13 protein-coding genes are annotated in these 16,945 nt (G+C 66.6%); 3 read left to right on the top strand and 10 right to left on the bottom strand.

Annotated features, from left to right (window positions below; translation table 11 throughout):
- Nucleotides 1-77: 77 nt before the first annotated feature.
- Entirely contained in the window at nucleotides 78-3,404 is a 3,327-nt protein-coding gene (locus tag E0T84_RS09520; protein WP_138744303.1) for a DEAD/DEAH box helicase, read from the bottom strand.
- Between the two features lie 97 nt (nucleotides 3,405-3,501).
- Between E0T84_RS09520 and E0T84_RS09515 the strand changes: the two genes are divergently transcribed.
- Both E0T84_RS09515 and ngg read left to right on the top strand, forming a co-directional pair.
- Nucleotides 3,502-5,307, top strand: a complete 1,806-nt coding sequence (locus E0T84_RS09515; protein WP_138744302.1) for an N-acetylglutaminylglutamine amidotransferase — start codon at nucleotides 3,502-3,504, stop codon at nucleotides 5,305-5,307.
- On the top strand, nucleotides 5,304-7,109 hold the full coding sequence (gene ngg, locus E0T84_RS09510) for an N-acetylglutaminylglutamine synthetase (protein WP_371725763.1): 1,806 nt from the start codon (nucleotides 5,304-5,306) through the stop codon (nucleotides 7,107-7,109). The genes E0T84_RS09515 and ngg overlap by 4 nt, the downstream gene beginning before the upstream one ends.
- Nucleotides 7,110-7,250: 141 nt before the next feature.
- Here the strand turns inward: ngg and E0T84_RS09505 are convergent, their stop codons facing one another.
- The 3 genes from E0T84_RS09505 to map form a co-directional block, all read right to left on the bottom strand.
- Complete coding sequence (locus E0T84_RS09505; RefSeq protein WP_070187977.1) at nucleotides 7,251-7,814, bottom strand: alpha/beta fold hydrolase; 564 nt, start codon at nucleotides 7,812-7,814, stop codon at nucleotides 7,251-7,253.
- A gap of 170 nt (nucleotides 7,815-7,984) precedes the next feature.
- Nucleotides 7,985-9,484, bottom strand: a complete 1,500-nt coding sequence (locus E0T84_RS09500) for a cobyric acid synthase (protein WP_138744301.1) — start codon at nucleotides 9,482-9,484, stop codon at nucleotides 7,985-7,987.
- 19 nt (nucleotides 9,485-9,503) lie between these two features.
- Nucleotides 9,504-10,361, bottom strand: coding sequence for a type I methionyl aminopeptidase (gene map, locus E0T84_RS09495; protein WP_138744300.1), 858 nt, complete (start codon nucleotides 10,359-10,361; stop codon nucleotides 9,504-9,506).
- Between the two features lie 115 nt (nucleotides 10,362-10,476).
- Between map and E0T84_RS09490 the strand changes: the two genes are divergently transcribed.
- A complete protein-coding gene (locus tag E0T84_RS09490) occupies nucleotides 10,477-10,857 on the top strand; it encodes a PaaI family thioesterase (protein WP_138744299.1) in 381 nt (126 codons plus the stop codon).
- Between the two features lie 12 nt (nucleotides 10,858-10,869).
- Here E0T84_RS09490 and E0T84_RS09485 read toward each other — a convergent pair whose 3' ends face one another.
- From E0T84_RS09485 to E0T84_RS09460, 6 genes are all read right to left on the bottom strand, one after another.
- Nucleotides 10,870-11,457, bottom strand: a complete 588-nt coding sequence (locus E0T84_RS09485) for a DUF1707 domain-containing protein (RefSeq protein ID WP_070187973.1) — start codon at nucleotides 11,455-11,457, stop codon at nucleotides 10,870-10,872.
- Between the two features lie 23 nt (nucleotides 11,458-11,480).
- Complete coding sequence (locus E0T84_RS09480) at nucleotides 11,481-13,304, bottom strand: penicillin-binding transpeptidase domain-containing protein (protein WP_138744298.1); 1,824 nt, start codon at nucleotides 13,302-13,304, stop codon at nucleotides 11,481-11,483.
- Between the two features lie 171 nt (nucleotides 13,305-13,475).
- On the bottom strand, nucleotides 13,476-13,769 hold the full coding sequence (locus E0T84_RS09475) for a hypothetical protein (protein ID WP_138744297.1): 294 nt from the start codon (nucleotides 13,767-13,769) through the stop codon (nucleotides 13,476-13,478).
- 10 nt (nucleotides 13,770-13,779) lie between these two features.
- A complete protein-coding gene (locus E0T84_RS32070; RefSeq protein ID WP_212757699.1) occupies nucleotides 13,780-15,636 on the bottom strand; it encodes a hypothetical protein in 1,857 nt (618 codons plus the stop codon).
- 67 nt (nucleotides 15,637-15,703) lie between these two features.
- Nucleotides 15,704-15,856 carry a hypothetical protein gene (locus tag E0T84_RS32255; RefSeq protein ID WP_249383606.1) on the bottom strand — a complete coding sequence of 51 codons (153 nt, stop codon included), beginning with the start codon at nucleotides 15,854-15,856 and terminating at the stop codon, nucleotides 15,704-15,706.
- A 222-nt stretch (nucleotides 15,857-16,078) separates the two neighbouring features.
- Entirely contained in the window at nucleotides 16,079-16,933 is an 855-nt protein-coding gene (locus tag E0T84_RS09460) for a GNAT family N-acetyltransferase (protein WP_138744295.1), read from the bottom strand.
- Nucleotides 16,934-16,945: the final 12 nt, after the last annotated feature.

Here is a 16,945-nt window from a genome sequence, read left to right as displayed (position 1 = left end):
CGATTGTCACCCCTTAAAGGTAGGACATCAGACCAATAACGGGCTCCAGTGCCTCCGGCGCAGAATTGCCGAGCCGATCACCCGAGCAGTTCACGAATGTCGGAGGCAGTGATGGCCGAGCCGAACAGGTCGCCGTCGTCGACCACGGCGGCGAACAGGGCCCGCTTGCGGTCCTGCAGCGCGACCACCTTCTCCTCGATGGTGTCCTCGGAGACCAGGCGGTAGACGGTGACCGGTCGGGTCTGCCCGATGCGGTGGGCCCGGTCGACGGCTTGCGCCTCGGCGGCCGGGCTCCACCACGGGTCGCACAGGAAGCAGTAGTCGGCGGCGGTGAGATTGAGCCCGAATCCGCCGGCCTTCAGGCTGATCAGGAAAACCCGCGAGTCGCCGGCGCCGAACTCCTCGATGGCTCTGGCCCTTCCGGCAGAGTCGACAGAGCCGTCCAGATAGCTGTAACCGATACCCGCCGCATCCAGATGCGCTCGCACGATGCCGAGGAACCCGGTGAACTGGCTGAACACCAACGCACTGTGGCCCTCGGCGACCAACTGATCGAGTTGTTCGACCAGGAAGTCGATCTTGGTCGACCCCACCGAACGAGCCGAGTCGTCGACCAATCCGGGGTGCAGACTCAGCTGCCGCAGCAGGGTCAGCGACCGGAAGATCTGGAACCGGTTCTTCTCCCAGTCGCCGAGCAGCCCCAACACCTTCTGCCGCTCGCGGGCCAGCCGCGTGTCGTAGACCTTGCGGTGCTTGGCACTGAGCCCGATGGTGAGCACCTGTTCGCTCTTGGGCGGAAGCTCGCCGACAACCTGACTTTTCGTGCGGCGCAACAACACCGGCTTGATCCGCCTGCGCAAGACCGGTAACAGGTCGTCGGCCGAGCCCGATTCGATCGGCTTGCGGAAATAGGTCTCGAACACCTTGGGAGAAGGGAAGAGCCCGGGCACCGTGATGGACAGCAGCGACCACAATTCCATCAGGTTGTTCTCCATCGGGGTGCCGGTGATGGCCAACTTGAACGGCACGTCGAGCAGGCGCGCGGCCTGGTGAGTCTTGCTGTGGTGATTCTTCACGAACTGCGCTTCATCGAGAACCATTCCGGCCCATTGGATTTGCGAGTACGCCGCGACATCCATGCGCAGCAGCGTGTAGGACGTGACGACGATATCCGCCTCGGCCACCTGTTCGGCCAATGCGACACTTGCCCGCGCAGCGGTCGAAGTCACCACCACCGCGTTCAGCCCGGGAACGAACTTGCGGCATTCGGCTACCCAGTTACGCGCCACGCTGGTCGGCGCCACCACCAGGAACTTGCCCGCGCCGGCGGTCACCGCGCGGGTGATGAGCGCCAAAGTCTGCACGGTCTTGCCCAAGCCCATGTCGTCGGCGAGCACCCCGCCGATCCCGTTGTCCCACAGGAACGCAAGCCAGTCCAGCCCGTCGCGCTGATAGTCGCGCAGCTCGGCGTCGAGCTCGGCAGGCGGGTCGACGGGCACCGGAGGGCGGGCCGCGGCCAGCCGCGCCAGGTGGGCCCGCCACCGGGCCAGTTGCTCGTCGACGACACCGAGCTCGAGCAGTTCGTCCCACAGGGTGATGTTCATCGACGCGGCATTGACCTGGTCGCCGTCGATCTCGCCGAGCGCCCGCGCCTCGTCGAGCAGGGCCCGCAACCGGACCAGCTCCGGAGTATCCAGCCGGAAGTAGATGCCCGAGGGAAGGAGCATATGCGTCGCGCCGGAGGCCAATTCGCGGATGACCTCGGCCAAGGCCACGGTCTCGCCGTCGACGCCGACAGTGATGTTCAGGTTGAACCAGTCCCCCGGCAGCGAGGTGTCCCCGGAAAACGACAGGACCGGGTCGGCAGCGGCCGCCCGATGCCGGACGTCGGTATCGATCCGCAGTTCGGCGAAACAGTCCAACTGCGGCAGGGTTTGGTCGCACAGCACCGCAGCCTCCACCAGGGTCAGGTTCACCCCGCCGAGCAGCGTGCGCCCAGACGCCACCGCGACCGCCTGCCCGGGGCTCGCGGCGTTGACGATGGCGCGCAGCTCGTGGACGGCGTCGGTGTCCAGGGTCGTCGTTATCCGGCGATTCACGTGCTGTGCCGCTTGACGTTTCCAGTCCCGTGCCGCCGCCGCGACGGCTTGCAGCGCAGGTGTCACCCGCTCCCAGAGCGCTTGTTCGGCGGCAGCGTCCCGGTACCCGATCAGACCCGACACCGACATCGGGTCGAAATCGTGGTGCTGATCGTTGACCTCGTACCGGGTACTCCAGAAGGCCCGCGCGCCACCGTCGGCGATCTGGACCGTCAGTGCGGGGATCGGGCCCGTGATGGTCGGTGGAACGAACAGGCCGTCAGCCACTTCCAGGTCCACGGTGCCGGCCAGGCGCGGCAGAATGTCCACCGCGAGTTCGCGTCCCATGTCGGCCGGGATGTGCACCTGCTCGCGGTGGGCCAGCAGCTCGGCCATGGTGCGCCCCGGCACCGGGTCGAAGGCGCCCAGGCGTAGCACCGAGTCGACAACCTGAAACATCCCGTGCGGGGCCGGCATGCCGATCAACCCGACGCCGTCGGAGTCGCTGTCTTGTCCGTCGACGATCAGCGCCACCGACATCACCGCACCGCCGCCGGCCTCGGCCGCGAAGTCCAAGCGCAGGTGGACGTTCTTGGCCAACTCGACCGCGCTGATGCCGCAGGCGGCGTCGGCCAGGATGGTGACGCCGGCATCCAGCACCTCGGCGAGCCGGGGCCACAGGGTGGCGGGCATGCCGTTGAGCATCATCGCGTCGCCGCCGTGCGGCTCGGAGTAGCGCGCGACCTCCGACACCAGCGTCCGCACCGCCCGATACTGGTCGCGCTGGAACTCGCCGGGGTCGGGATGATCGACGAGGCGCCGCCACGTCAATGCGCGGGTGATCCAGGTACCCCGTTTGCCGAGACTGCGCGGGCGCAGCATCAGCGTTGCGCCCGGACGGTAGCGGGTCGGACCGCGCACCGAGAATTCCAGCGCAATCGGCTTGCCGCCGCCCTCGGGCACCGTGACTTCGCCGAGCACGTTGTCGAGCACGTAGCGCCAGCGCTCGACCAGCGGCTGCTCCGGGTCAGAAGGAACCACCGCCAGCACCAGCGCGACCGCATGTTTGCAGAACGACCCGACCGGGCATGAACACAATGCCCACTCCACGACAGCCCGACTTCCGGGCGAGAGCCCGACCTCAAGGATGTACAGCTGACCATGCGAGCCCACACACCGCCCGCGCAGCAGGCGCTCGTCGGAATCGAACTCGATGTCGCGGACGCGGCCCTCGGCGGCGTAGCGTTCGCCCCGCACGGTCGTCTGCGCGCCGAAATCGCGAATCAGCTCATCACGGGCTATCCCGAAGCCGAATCCAGGCCTCATGCCAGGAGAATAAGGCCACCGTCCGACATGTCCTGGTCACGCACCCGACACACCGTTGGTGACGCGCCGTCGCCGAATCCTGTGTAGGGTCGAACTGATGTGTGGAGCCGCCGGGGAGGTGCGTCTCGATGGCCGGACACCGGATATTTCCGCGGTGTCGGCCATGGCAGACGCGATGACACCCAGAGGTCCGGATGCGGCCGGTGTGTGGTCGCAAGGCCGGGTCGCACTGGGTCACCGCCGCCTGAAAATCATTGACCTGACCGAAGCGGGCGCCCAGCCCATGGTCGATCCCGAACTGGGTCTGACCGTTTGCTGGAACGGCTGCATCTACAACTACCAAGAGCTGCGCCGGGAGCTGTCGGGGCATGGTTACCGCTTCTTCTCGCACAGCGATACCGAAGTGTTGCTCAAGGCCTATCACCACTGGGGTGACCGGTTCGTCGAGCACCTGCAGGGGATGTTCGCGTTCGCGATCGTCGAGCGCGACACCGGCCGGGTGCTGCTCGGCCGGGACCGGCTGGGCATCAAGCCGCTCTACATCACCGAAGACAACCACCGGATCCGGTTCGCCTCATCGCTGCCCGCCCTGCTGGCCGGCGGTGGTGTCGACACCCGGATCGACCCGATCGCGCTGCACCACTACCTGACGTTCCACTCGGTGGTGCCGCCTCCGCTGACGATCCTGCAGGGCATCAAGAAGGTACCGCCGGCGTGCGTGCTCGCCATCGAACCCGACGGCAACCGCCACACCACGGTGTACTGGTCGCCCGACTTCACGCGGCACGCCGATCGGTCCGACTGGTCGGAAAGGGACTGGGAGGACGCGGTTCTCGAGTCGCTGCGGCGCGCGGTCGAACGCCGGCTCGTGGCCGACGTCCCAGTCGGATGCCTGCTGTCCGGCGGCGTCGATTCCAGCCTTATCGTCGGTCTGCTCGCCGAGGCGGGCCAACACGGCCTGTCCACCTTCTCGATCGGTTTCGAGTCTGTCGGCGGGGTGGCCGGCGACGAATTCAAGTACTCCGACATCGTCGCCGAGCATTTCGAGACCGACCACCATCAGATCCGCATCGGCACCGACCGCATGCTGCCTGCCCTCGACGGCGCCATCGCCGCGATGAGCGAACCGATGGTCAGCCATGACTGTGTGGCCTTCTATCTGCTGAGCCAAGAAGTGGCCAAGCATGTCAAAGTGGTGCAGTCCGGTCAGGGCGCCGACGAGGTTTTTGCCGGGTATCACTGGTATCCGCCGATGGCCGAACCGGGCGCCGCCGGCCTCGAAGGTTCGGTGGCCAGCTACCGCGGGGCGTTCTTCGACCGCGACAGCGCCGGGGTGAGCGCGCTGATCAGCGACGGCTACCGGAATGAGGGCGATCCCAGCGGGGTTTTCGTCACCGACCACTTCGCCGCGGCGGGCGCAGAAACCGGCGTGGACCGGGCGCTGCGACTGGACACCACGGTGATGCTGGTCGACGATCCGGTCAAGCGGGTCGACAACATGACCATGGCCTGGGGTCTGGAAGGCCGCGTGCCGTTCCTCGATCACGAGCTCGTCGAGCTGGCTGCCACCTGCCCGCCCGGCCTGAAGACCGCGTACGGGGGCAAAGGCGTGCTCAAACAGGCTGCGCGCCGAGTGATTCCGGCAGCGGTGATCGACCGACCCAAGGGGTACTTCCCGGTCCCGGCGCTGACCCACCTCGAGGGGCCGTACCTGGACATGGTCCGCAATGCGTTGTACGCACCGGAAGCCAAGGAGCGCGGTCTGTTTCGTCCCGAGGCTGTCGACCGGTTACTGGCCGACCCGAATGGCAGGCTGACCCCGCTGCGCGGCAATGAGCTGTGGCAGATCGCGCTGCTGGAGTTGTGGCTGCAGCGCCACGGCGTGACGGGGGCTGCGGCGTGACGGCGACTGACCATGACGCGTCGGCAGCCTCGTTGGGGCCTGAGCACAGCGATCACCCCGATCACACCGAGGCGATCACCCTGGGCCTGCACGATGCCTCACCGCAACACCTCATCGATGCCATGGCCGACGATGTGGTTCTCGAATTGGGTTGGGGCCGATTGATTTTCGGGCAGACCTTCGCCGATCCCGAACAACTCGCCGAGGTGCTGCAGCGGGAAGGACCGGGCCGCCGCGACATCTGTATCTACGCCCGTGAATCGCATGTGTTGGTGGCCCGGTCCCCCACCGAGTTGTTCATCGACCCGAGCCACACCTACCGGCTGCGGTTCACTGATGAACTCGACGCGGCCGAACCGCTGGGCTTCACGGTGCGCACCCTGCAGACACCGATGGACGCCGACGCGATGAACCGGGTGTACGTGCGGTGCGGGATGGTGCCCGCGCCCATCGACGTCATCTGGCACAACCACACCCTGACGCCCGCGGTGGTCTATCTGGTCGCGGTGCGCGACGACGACGGCGCTGTGGTGGGCACCGTCACCGGCGTGGACCACAAGCGGTTGTTCGCCGATCCGGAGGACGGGTCGAGCCTGTGGAGCCTGGCGGTGGACCCGGCGGCCGGGCTGCCCGGCGTCGGCGATGCGCTGACCCGCACGCTGGCCGGCATCTTCCGTGAACGCGGCCGGGCCTACCTGGATCTGTCGGTGGCCCATGACAATTCGGCCGCCATCGCGCTGTATGAGAAGCTTGGCTTCCATCGGGTGCCGGTGCTGGCCGTCAAACGCAAGAACGCGATCAACGAGCCGTTGTTCACTCATCCACCCGAGACGGTCGACGATCTCAATCCGTATGCGCGCATCATCGCCGACGAGGCGATGCGCCGCGGCATCCGGGTCGAGGTGCTCGACGCCGGCGCCGGCGAGATGAAGCTGTCCCACGGTGGGCGGAGCGTGATCACCCGAGAGTCGCTGTCGGAGTTCACCTCCGCGGTGGCGATGGCCCGCTGCGACGACAAACGCCAGACCCGGCGCATCGTCTCCGAAGCCGGGATCACGGTACCCAAAGGCCGGCTCGCCACCTTCAACAACGAGGATCACGAGTTCCTGGCCGAGGTCGGCGACGTGGTGGTCAAGCCCACGCGTGGCGAGCAGGGCAAGGGCATCACCGTCGGCGTGGACGGCGGCGAAGAACTCGACGCGGCGCTGCACCGGGCGCGCGAGCAGTATCCGGAGGTGTTGATCGAGCAGCGTGCCCCCGGCGACGATCTTCGTCTGGTCGTCATCGACGGGAAGGTGGTGGCCGCGGCCATCCGCAGGCCCGCCGAGGTCGTCGGCACCGGCAAGCACACCATCGGCGAGCTCATCGAGGCACAGTCGCGCCGCCGGGCAGCGGCCACCGGCGGGGAGTCACGGATCCCGATCGACGACGTCACCAAGGGCACTGTCGCCGAGGCCGGCTGGTCCTTCGACGACGTGCTGCCCGAGGGTGAACGGTTACGAGTGCGGCGTACGGCCAATCTTCACCAGGGCGGGACGATTCATGATGTCACCGCCGAGGTCAATCCCGAGCTGTGCCGGGTCGGTGTGGCAGCGGCCGAGGCGATCGGCATTCCGGTGACGGGCATCGACCTGCTGGTTCCCGATGTGACGGGCCGAGAGTACGTCTTCATCGAGGCCAATGAACGGCCCGGCCTGGCCAACCACGAGCCCCAACCCACCGCGGCCGCGTTCGTGGATTTCCTGTTCCCGCAGCAGCCGGGACTACCGCAGGCCTGGACTCCGTCGGAAGCGACTGACTGAGCGTTCGCGTGAGGCAGGCTCGGCACGCGCATGGCCACCCGCACCTGTCACTCCAGCGTGGCGCTCGGCGTCGACAGCCACTCCAGCGTGACAAACGGCGGGCGATACGAGCGCAGGAGCGCAGCTGAACCTGAGCCGAGGTCACCAACTGCTGGTGCGCAGCACGATCTCGGCCGCGAGCTGGGCGGTCGAGTCACCGGCATTGCGCCGTCCCGCGATCTCCACGAGCCGGAAGTCTCCGTACACATAGCGCTGGCTGGCCTTGGCGACGGCGCGGGCAGCCGGGGAGCTGACGAGCACGGTGGTGTTCATCTCGACCGGGGGGCAGTCGTCGTCACGGATTGCCCCGGTGGCGTCGGCGACGCGGGGATGCCCGCGATCCACCACCACCAGACCGATGAACTTGTCCAGTCTGGTCGCCGCGAGCTCCCAGGCAAGTTCTCCCCCGAGGCGGTCACCGACCAACAGCGCCCATCTGATGTTGAGTGAGTCGAGGATCCCGACCACCGACTTGGCGGTCAGCCGCGGATCGGGACCGATGATCACCGTACGCAGTGAAGCGGTGTGCAAGCGCCGGCAGATCGGCTCGTATGCGGCCGGACCGTGGTGGCCGGCGCTGAGCACTACCACGGTGGAACCCTGCTCGGGTCCCGAGACGTCGACGGGTGTGGTGAATCCGTCGATCGTCGCGACGGTGGTAAGCATTCGGACAAACTACCGTCCAGTAGCGACGGGCGGGCCGAAATCAACATTGTCTTGACGTCTGCGTCAGCGGCTGGGCGATCCATCGGCCTTGGTACCGAAAACCGCCCAGCTGCCGCTGTTTTCGGAGGCGAGGAAGATGCACTGGTCGGGCCCGCCGGTTACCGGGCGCATTACCCGGCCACGACGGTCAGTGCAGTGGTCATGGTGGGCCGCGGTGGCGCCCCCTGCCTCACCAGTTCCATCACGGCCGTGACGTCCAGGTGGGCGGCCAGCAGGTCGGCCATCCGATCCAGCTGAGCGTCCCGCCGGCCCGGCACGTCGGTGTCGTCGGCAACCACGAACCCGCTGCGACCGGCGCGGTGGGCGACTTCGGTGAGCCAGTCTCGGCGCAAGCGGTCGTTGTCGAGCAGGCCGTGCCAGTGCGTACCGTAGACCGCGCCACGGCGCAGCCCGACCCCGAGCCAGTCATCGGTGGCCGCGCGGGCCACCTGGCCGTGATGAATTTCATAGCCCCACAAGGGTTTTTCCCAATGCCGCAGGGTTTTGTCGACCGCGAACTCGATGTCGGCGTCGAGCAGACCGAGACCTTCTACCGGCTGCAGGCTCGAGGATTCGACCGCGTCGTCGATACGACGGCACAGCATCTGGAATCCGCCACACACCCCGAGCACCGGAAGCCCCTGCGCGGCGTGCCCGAGGATCGCCTGGGCCAGGCCACGTCGACGCATCCATGCCAGATCACTCACGGTGGCCTTGCTGCCGGGGATCACCACGAGGTCGACGCCGGCCAGGTCGGCGGCATCGGCCACCCAGCGCACCATCACGCCCGGTTCACAGGCCAGGGCCTCGATGTCGGTGGAGTTGGAGATGCGCGGCAGCCTGATCGCGGCGACGGTGAGCGACTGCGCCCCGCGGGGCGGTTGCGGTGTGCCGACCATGCCACCTGGCCGCACCGATACCGAATCCTCGGTGTCGAGCCAGATTCCGTCGTCGAACGGGATCACCCCGTAGGTGGGGCGGCCGGTCAGCTCACGCAACTGGCGCAGGCCCGGCTCCAGCAGGGCTGGGTCACCGCGGAACTTGTTGACGACGAATCCCGCGATGAGCGCCTGGTCTTCGGGCTCGAGGACGGCCACGGTGCCGTGGAGATGGGCCAGCAGGCCGCCGCGGTCGATGTCGCCCACCACGATGACGGGCAGATCCGCGGCCCGGGCCAGCCCCATGTTCGCCAGGTCGGTCGCGCGCAGGTTGATCTCGGCCGGCGAGCCCGCACCTTCGCAGATCACCACGTCGAATTCAGATCGCAGCGAGGCCAATTCCTCGGCGACCACCGCGGTCAGCCGCTCGCGGTGCGTGAAGTAGTCGCCGGCGGCCACCGTTCCGGCCACCCGGCCCCGGATCACCAACTGCGACGTGCGGTCCCCGCCGGGCTTGAGCAGGATCGGGTTGAAGCGGGTGCTCGGGGCCTGCCCGGCCGCGCGGGCCTGCATGGCCTGGGCCCGGCCGATCTCCCCGCCGTCCACGGTCACGGCCGAGTTGTTCGACATGTTCTGCGCCTTGAACGGCGCCACCGACAGGCCGTCGCGGGCCAGCAGCCGGCATAACCCGGCCACGACCATTGACTTACCGGCGTCGGAGGTTGTCCCTGCGACCAGCAGCGCGCCGCTCATACTCGTTGCGCGAGAAGTGTCACGGCAGGGTCAGGATCTCGGCGCCGTCGTCGGTGACCACCAGGGTGTGCTCGAACTGGGCGGTCCATTTGCGGTCCTTGGTCACCACGGTCCAGTCGTCGTCCCAGATCTCGTAGTCCAGCGACCCGAGGTTGATCATCGGTTCGATGGTGAATGTCATGCCCGCCTCCAGCACGGTCTCGACCGCCGGCTGGTCGTAGTGCAACACCACCAGGCCGTTGTGGAACGTGGTGCCGATGCCATGGCCGGTGAAATCACGAACAACGTTGTAACCGAACCGGTTTGCGTAGGCCTCGATGACGCGGCCGACGATCGACAGCGCGCGCCCGGGCTTGACTGCCTTGATGGCGCGCATGGTCGCCTCATGGGTGCGTTCGACGAGCAGCCGATGCTCTTCGGAGACCTCGCCGGCCAGGAAGGTGGCGTTGGTGTCGCCATGCACACCGTCGATGTAGGCGGTGACGTCGATGTTGACGATGTCACCGTCCTCGATCACGGTCGAGTCCGGGATACCGTGGCAGATCACCTCATTCAGCGAGGTGCAGCACGATTTGGGAAACCCCTTGTAGCCCAACGTCGACGGGTAGGCACCGTGGTCGATCATGTACTCGTGAGCGATGCGGTCCAACTCGTCGGTGGTGACGCCGGGCGCCACCGCCTTGCCGGCCTCGGCCAGGGCCGCTGCCGCGATCTGTCCCGCGACGCGCATCTTCTCGATCACCTCGGGGGTCTGCACCCAGGGTTCGCTGCCCTCCTGCACGGTGGACTTCCACGCGTATTCCGGCCGCGGGATCGACTTCGGAACCGGCAGGGTCGGGGACTGCACGCCGGGGCGCAGGGCGGTACGAACTGGCATGTGGACAGCTTAATCGTCGCCCATCCCGACCGAGGCGCTGCGGTGCACCGGCAGAGAGCGGCCCTCTCGTGAACCGGTAATGGTGTTACCGTACGGGGGTGATTGAGGCGCGGCGATGACCGAGACCGTTCATGTCCTGGAAATGCTGGATTACCGCGAGGTGGAGTCGAGCACCGACCGGCTGGTGCTGGAGATGGACAACCGGCCGGACCTCGCCAACGTGCGCGGCGCCCTGCAAGGCGGGCTGGTGGCCACCCTGATCGACATCGCCGCGGGCATGCTGGCGGGCAATGCCTCCGGCGTCGGTTACGACGTGACGACCGCCGACCTCAACATCCACTTTCTGGCCCCGATCATGGGCACCGCCCGCGCCGAGGCGAAGGTGGTACGGGCCGGCAAACGACTGATCGTGACCTCGGTGGATGTCACCGACGTCACCCGTGATCGGCTGGCCGCGCGTGCGACGCTGACATTCGCGGTGCTTGAACCACGATGAGTCGCGCTGACGTCAGGCCCGGCGCAGCGTCAGCTTCCAGTTCCGGCGGGGCCCACGAATGTCGACAGAACCGCACACCACCTTGCCGGTGAGGATGATGTGCGGGGTGCCGTCGGCCGGCGCGTCGCGGCGGTGATCGTCGGCGCTGCCCACGATCACCTCGACGTCGTCGATCGATGCGCTGGCCCCTTCGGGCAACCGGATGTCCACCGACCCGAATTTCATGTCCAGCTCGATCACGACCATCGGCCCGGCGAACCGGGCCCGGGTCAGATCCAGCTCGACCGAACCCATCCGACGTACCAGCGCCAGCCGGGTGGGGACCGTCCATTCACCCTGGCGCTTCAGCGAACCGAGCACGCCGCGCAACTCGACGCGATCGGTGGCGGTGGTCACGATCGCGCCAGGGCCCGGCAGGTCACCCACCAACGCGTCAAGGTCCGAATGCAGGCGAGCGCGCGACACCATCGCCGAGCGCTCCTCGAACTCGGCGATGTCGATCAGTCCGAGCGCGACGGCATTGTGCAGCCGCCGCAGTGTGCCGTTGCGATCGGCATCGGAGACCCGAAGGTCCACGGATTGTTCGTTGATCCCTGTCATGGCAGGTTCAACGGTACCGCCGTTCAGGCCAGATAGGCCGGGGGCAGCCCGTCGAACATGGTCTTGCACATCCGCACCGCGTACTCCGAACTGCCGCCGCCCACGATGAGCGCGGCAAACGCCATGTCCCCGCGGTAACCGGCGAACCAGGAATGGGAACCACCCATGAACTCCGCCTCGCCGGTCTTCCCGCGCACATCGCCGAGCCCGTTGAGATCCTTTGCCGTGCCGTTGGTGACCACCAGACGCATCATCGGCCGCAGGCCGTCCACCATCTTCGGGCTGATCGGGGCACCCGCGCGGTCGACCATGGTCTGGCGGCCCTCGATGAGTTGCGGCACCGGGGTCCTACCGGCCGCCACGGTCGCGGCGGCCAATGCCATGCCGAACGGGCTGACCAGCACCTTGCCCTGACCGAAACCGTCCTCGGTGCGCTCGGCCAGGTCCACCGTCGGCGGTACCGAACCGGTCAGGGTGGAGATCCCGTCGACCTGGTAGTCGGTGCCGATGCCGTAACGTGCGGCGGCCTGGGTCAGACCGCGCGGCGGCATCCGGCTGGCGAGTTCACCGAAGGTGGTGTTGCATGAGTTGGCGAATGCCCGCGACATCGGCACCAAGCCGAGATCGAACGCGTCATAGTTCGTGACGGTGCGATGCCCGATGTCGAGCGTGCCTGGGCAACCCAAAAGCGTGTTGGGCGTTGCCATGTCGCGTTCGATGGCGGCCCCCGCGGTGATCATCTTGAACGTCGAACCGGGCGGGAACTGGCCCATTGTCGCGAGCGGTCCGGCCGCATCGGCGGCCCGATTCTGCGCAACGGCCAGGATTTCACCCGTGGAAGGTTTGATCGCGACGATCATCGCCTGCTTGCCGGTGGTGTCGACCGCATTCTGCGCGGCGTCCTGCACGGCTCGATCGAGGCTGATGGTGATCGACGGGGCCGGATCACCCGCCACCTCGTTGAGCACGTCGACGTCGACGCCGTTCTGGTTGACCGTGACCACTCGCCAGCCCGGCTGACCGGTGAGTTGGTCGGCCACCGATTTCTTGACTTCGTTGACGATCACCGGAGCGAAAGTCTCGTCGGTGGGCAACATTTCGGGCTGCGGGGTGATCACGACGCCACGCAGCCGCCCGATCGCGGCCGCGACGCGGTCGTTGTCGGCTCGCTTCAGGGTGATCAGGCTCATCGGTTGTGCCGATGCGCTGGCCCGCTCGGCAAGCACTTGGGGATCACCCAAGGCCGGGTCGAAGCCCCGCAGCGCGTCGGCGACCGCCCGCGCCGTCGGCATCAGCGCGGCGCCGGCTGCCCTGGCATCCAGCGCGTAGTGGTAGATGTAGCCGGGCACCAGGACATCGGTACCGCCGCGCTCGTTGACCGAGGCCCGCCGGGGGGCGTCGGCCCGCAGAGCGAACGTCTGGTTCTCCCCCAGCCTCGGATGCAGCCCGGTGGCATTCCAGCGCACCTCCCACCGGCCCTCGTCGCGGATCATGTTGAGCTGCCCGTCGTAGGTCCAGGTGCGATTCTTGGGCAGATGCCACGTGTACCGGTAGGTGACGCTGCCGGTGTCCTGGGCGTACTTCGAACCCAGGATCTGCGCGTCGAGGCCGGTGGCCTGTAGTCCGTTCCAGGCTTCGCTGAGGGCGGTCTTGGCGTCCTCGGGCCGGTCGGCCAGCTCCGCGGCGGCCGCGGTGTCACCAGATGCCAGCGCGGCGAAGAACCGCTCTGCGGCGGGTTCGGGCCCGTCCGGTCGCGGGGTGCACGCGCTCAGCGCGGTAACCCCGACGACCGCGAGCACCGTCAAAAGTCCCCCGGTCCGTGTGACTGATGATGTTTGAGTTGCCATTGAGGCTGATGTTAGGAACGTGCACGCCTGATTCGTCGGAGGCGCACCGATACCGAACCGAGACTGTGGTGAGACCTTGCCGGATCGCCATCCGGCCGACGCGTCCGCGACGCGCATCGCCACGTCCGAGAATCACCCGGCCAATTTCGACCGGATCACCGCGCTGACAGGTCAGCGAAGTTGCCAGCCGACGCATCGGCCTATTTCCTCGAGGGCTTGTGGCGACAGGCCGGGGTGAAGCACGCTGAACCTGGCCATGATGTCGTTGACGCCTTGGGCGAGTGTCATGCTTCCCCATTCGATGGGCATCGCAACTGCTTCCTTCACAATCGCCAGAACCTGATCTGCGATGATGCTCCCATCTTTCGGTCCGTAGCGATCAATGAGTTTCTCACGGTCGACTCGCGGTACGGCGGAATCAGAAATGCTCAGAACTATCGCTTCGTTGATCAGGTCTGGATTCATTTCATATATCCTAACGCTCAAATACCGTTGTATGAATCCCTGTGTCGGGATCAATAATAATTATCTTTGTGACATTCGGGTTGTCCATAAGACGTGGGAGTTCAACATTCTCCCATACATTTCCAGGGCGTAAGTTGGAGCCGACTACAGCATGCACCTCCCCTGACGCATTTTCAGCGTAGATTTGCGATACAGCTGACCACCAGTTGTCGGCATAGACGTCAGTGGGGCTCCATTTTGGCGGCTGTATTCCGTTTGCATCCAACAATCCCTCTAGGGTGGTCGCAGTGTTACCCCCAGCGATAAGGTCTGCAGCCCCATTGCCCCCCGCCGAGATCGGGCCGATACCAATTCCGTCGCCGTTTCTTCCGGACCAGAACGTCGCGCCGTCGGGAGGTGTCGTTAGGTGTACTGGATCCGGCAGATGGTATGGGCCAGTGTCGGGTAATGGCACAAAGTCAGGCAGCGCATCGGCCGACAGCGGCGTATCTCCCAGACCATGGATCGGGTGATCGCCGACTACCGAGTGGTCCACTGATATCGGTGGATGGGAATTGAGGCGTTCACCGGCACTATCGACCACCTCATGCGGCACGCCGGGGCCGACAACGTCGTCGAGCGCACCGCGCGCGGTGGCCACTTCGCCGCCAAATGGAAGGGTCGCCGCTGTGGCTGCGGCGTCGAAACCTTTTTGGCCCAGCCAATACTCGGGATTATTTCGAAACGCTTCGATCTCGGCCTCGATGCCCCTGACCGCGGTGCCGTAGGGGTCCTTGACCGTCTCGACAACACCGGAACCCATGTCTTTCCAAGCGTCTTTGAAGCTTTCGAATCCGTTTTGGCCGGTAAGGCTATGGACGCTGTCTTCCATCCTGCGCCAGGCGTCGCCGAAACCGTCGCTGTAGCTGGGTCTGGCGGGCGACGGCCCGGGCTGCGGGGTGTACGGAGGTAGGTTGTCAAGCTCGGTTTTGATCCGCTGCGTTTCGGTCAGCATGGCATCGACCCGCGACTCGATCTGGTCAGGGGCCACGCCCTGTTGCTGCAAGAGCTTTCGCGCCTGAGTCTTGAACTCTGCAATTTGTGCCGGGGTGAACGGAGACGGCGCGTTGGGATCCGTTTCAGCTCTACCCTCGGGTAGCAGCATGTCTTCCAGTGAGTGCGGCGTGCGCAGTTTCGGGTCCGCACCAGAAGGCTTGCCGTCCGGCTTGGTCTCGGGTTTCTCCGCCGCGTCCTCAACTGACTTGGGTACCGCGAACGGACCAATCTGACCCGGCGCCTCCGAAGGGGCCGCTGGCTTCTTGTTGCCTGGGCCGTCCTTGCCCTCGGCGTCGTGTTGGATCTTGTTGTCTACCAGCCAAACCCTGCCCTCACCGCTATCGCGGCCTTCGTCTTCGCCGTCAAATCTGATCCCATCCAGCTCAGCAGCTTTGGCCTGCAGGCGTTCTCCGACGAACGAATCGGTCTGAGCGAGCCGGTTGGCGTACCAGCGGATGTCCTCAGCATGCTCGTTGAGCGAATTCTGGCGCGCGCGCATGGCGAAGAAGTCGACCCGCTTGGTGTCGGTCACCGACAAGTCCTCAGCAACGCTGAACCCGTCGTCCTCGGCGGCACTGATCGCGGCCACCGCCTCCGACTGGGCAGCGTTGATGTCGTGGCGGCCGCTCTCAGCAATGCCGGCGGCCTCCCGCAACACCCCGCCCTGACGGCCAACCACCATCACATCCCCGGTCACCCGATCCAGGGCGGCGTCCTTGGCGTCGCCCTCCCAGGTGGTTCCGCCCGGTGAGGCAATGTTCCGACGGTGTTGATCGAACGCAGCCTCAGACTGGGAGGCTGCCAGCCGCCACGCCGTTGCCGCAGAATCCAAGTAGGAGGTGTCCAGTTCTCGATCCCTGACCGGGTCAGAGATCCGCCGCCACCGGAGACTGCTGGACTCACACGGACACCGTGGTGCCGATGGCGTCGCCGCCGTCGGAATCCGTGGTGTCATATCGGGCACTACTCACCGCCAGGTCACCAGCCTGGCCGGACATCCGCGCCGACTGGCGACCCTGCACCGCGGCCAATGCCGCGTTGACCGCAGCCACTCCAGCCGCACTGGGATTTGAGGAAGGCGGCCCGCCTGGCCCAGCGCCATTTAGCGCCGTCGCGGCCAGGTCACTGCTTCCCGCTGCCCCTCGCAGGCCGCTCGCGTCGACTTCCAATCCGTTTGCCACATCAAACCCCCCGGCTAACACACTGGGAGCGAGATTACCTCACCATTTGCCCCACTCGAAGGGCGAGACTGCCAGCCATCGGAACCCTGCCGCTCAGTCGAGCAGCACCGTGGCGAACGTGCCGACCTGTTCGAATCCGATGCGGGCGTACGTTGCTCGCGCCACGGTGTTGTAGCTGTTGACGTACAGGCTGGCAATGCGGCCCGAGCCCACCACGGCGGCCGCCAGCGACGCTGTTCCGGTGGTGCCCAACCCGTGGCCGCGCCACTCCGGATGCACCCACACACCCTGGATCTGGCCGACCGACGGCGATTGCGACCCGACCTCGGCCTTGAACACCACCTCGCCGCGCTCGAACCGGGCCCACGCCCGTCCCGCAGCGATGAGGCCGGCGATGCGGCGGCGGTAGCCCCGGCCGCCGTCACCGAGGCGTGGGTCGACACCGACCTCGCCGATGAACATGTCGATCGCCGCCACCAGATACGCGTCGATCTCCTCCATGCGCACCGGGCGGACCGCCGGGTCGATCGCACAGTTCGGCATCGAGTTGAGCGCCATCAAGGGTTGTTGCTCCCGGACGTCACGTGCGGTGCCCCACACCGATTCCAGCCGCCGCCACATGGGCAGGACCAACTCGGCCCGGCCGACCAGAGACGAGCAGCGACGCGCGGTGCTCATCGCCTTGTCCGAGAACGCCTTGAGATCCTCGGCGTCCCCGCGCAACGGGATCAGATTGGGCCCGGCGTAACACAGTGACTCGGTGACACCGCGCCTGGTCCACAGTTCGCCGCCGATCGCGCCGTGCTCGACCCCGAACTCGGCGACGCGGGCGGCCACCATGCACGAGCCCACCGGATCTTCGTCGAACACCTGCAGGCAAGGGGTGGCGTCGCGCACCACGGAGACTCGGCGCTCATCGACGAGACGGAACAGTGGTGGAGCCGACATAGACGATTCTCT

The organism is Mycobacterium sp. DBP42 (assembly GCF_005924235.1).
Taxonomy (GTDB): domain Bacteria; phylum Actinomycetota; class Actinomycetes; order Mycobacteriales; family Mycobacteriaceae; genus Mycobacterium; species Mycobacterium syngnathidarum.
The sequence above is the reverse complement of the archived record's forward strand: the minus strand, read 5'-3'. Positions and strand labels throughout refer to the sequence as shown.

Coding starts and splice junctions, on each gene's coding strand:
- E0T84_RS09515 (WP_138744302.1), top strand. CDS start 3,502: ATGTGTGGAGCCGCCGGGGAGGTGCGTCTCGATGGCCGGACACCGGAT.
- E0T84_RS09480 (WP_138744298.1), bottom strand. CDS start 13,304: ATGGCAACTCAAACATCATCAGTCACACGGACCGGGGGACTTTTGACG.
- E0T84_RS09505 (WP_070187977.1), bottom strand. CDS start 7,814: ATGCTTACCACCGTCGCGACGATCGACGGATTCACCACACCCGTCGAC.
- E0T84_RS09490 (WP_138744299.1), top strand. CDS start 10,477: ATGACCGAGACCGTTCATGTCCTGGAAATGCTGGATTACCGCGAGGTG.
- E0T84_RS09485 (WP_070187973.1), bottom strand. CDS start 11,457: ATGACAGGGATCAACGAACAATCCGTGGACCTTCGGGTCTCCGATGCC.
- E0T84_RS09460 (WP_138744295.1), bottom strand. CDS start 16,933: ATGTCGGCTCCACCACTGTTCCGTCTCGTCGATGAGCGCCGAGTCTCC.
- E0T84_RS09475 (WP_138744297.1), bottom strand. CDS start 13,769: ATGAATCCAGACCTGATCAACGAAGCGATAGTTCTGAGCATTTCTGAT.
- E0T84_RS09520 (WP_138744303.1), bottom strand. CDS start 3,404: ATGAGGCCTGGATTCGGCTTCGGGATAGCCCGTGATGAGCTGATTCGC.
- map (WP_138744300.1), bottom strand. CDS start 10,361: ATGCCAGTTCGTACCGCCCTGCGCCCCGGCGTGCAGTCCCCGACCCTG.
- E0T84_RS09500 (WP_138744301.1), bottom strand. CDS start 9,484: ATGAGCGGCGCGCTGCTGGTCGCAGGGACAACCTCCGACGCCGGTAAG.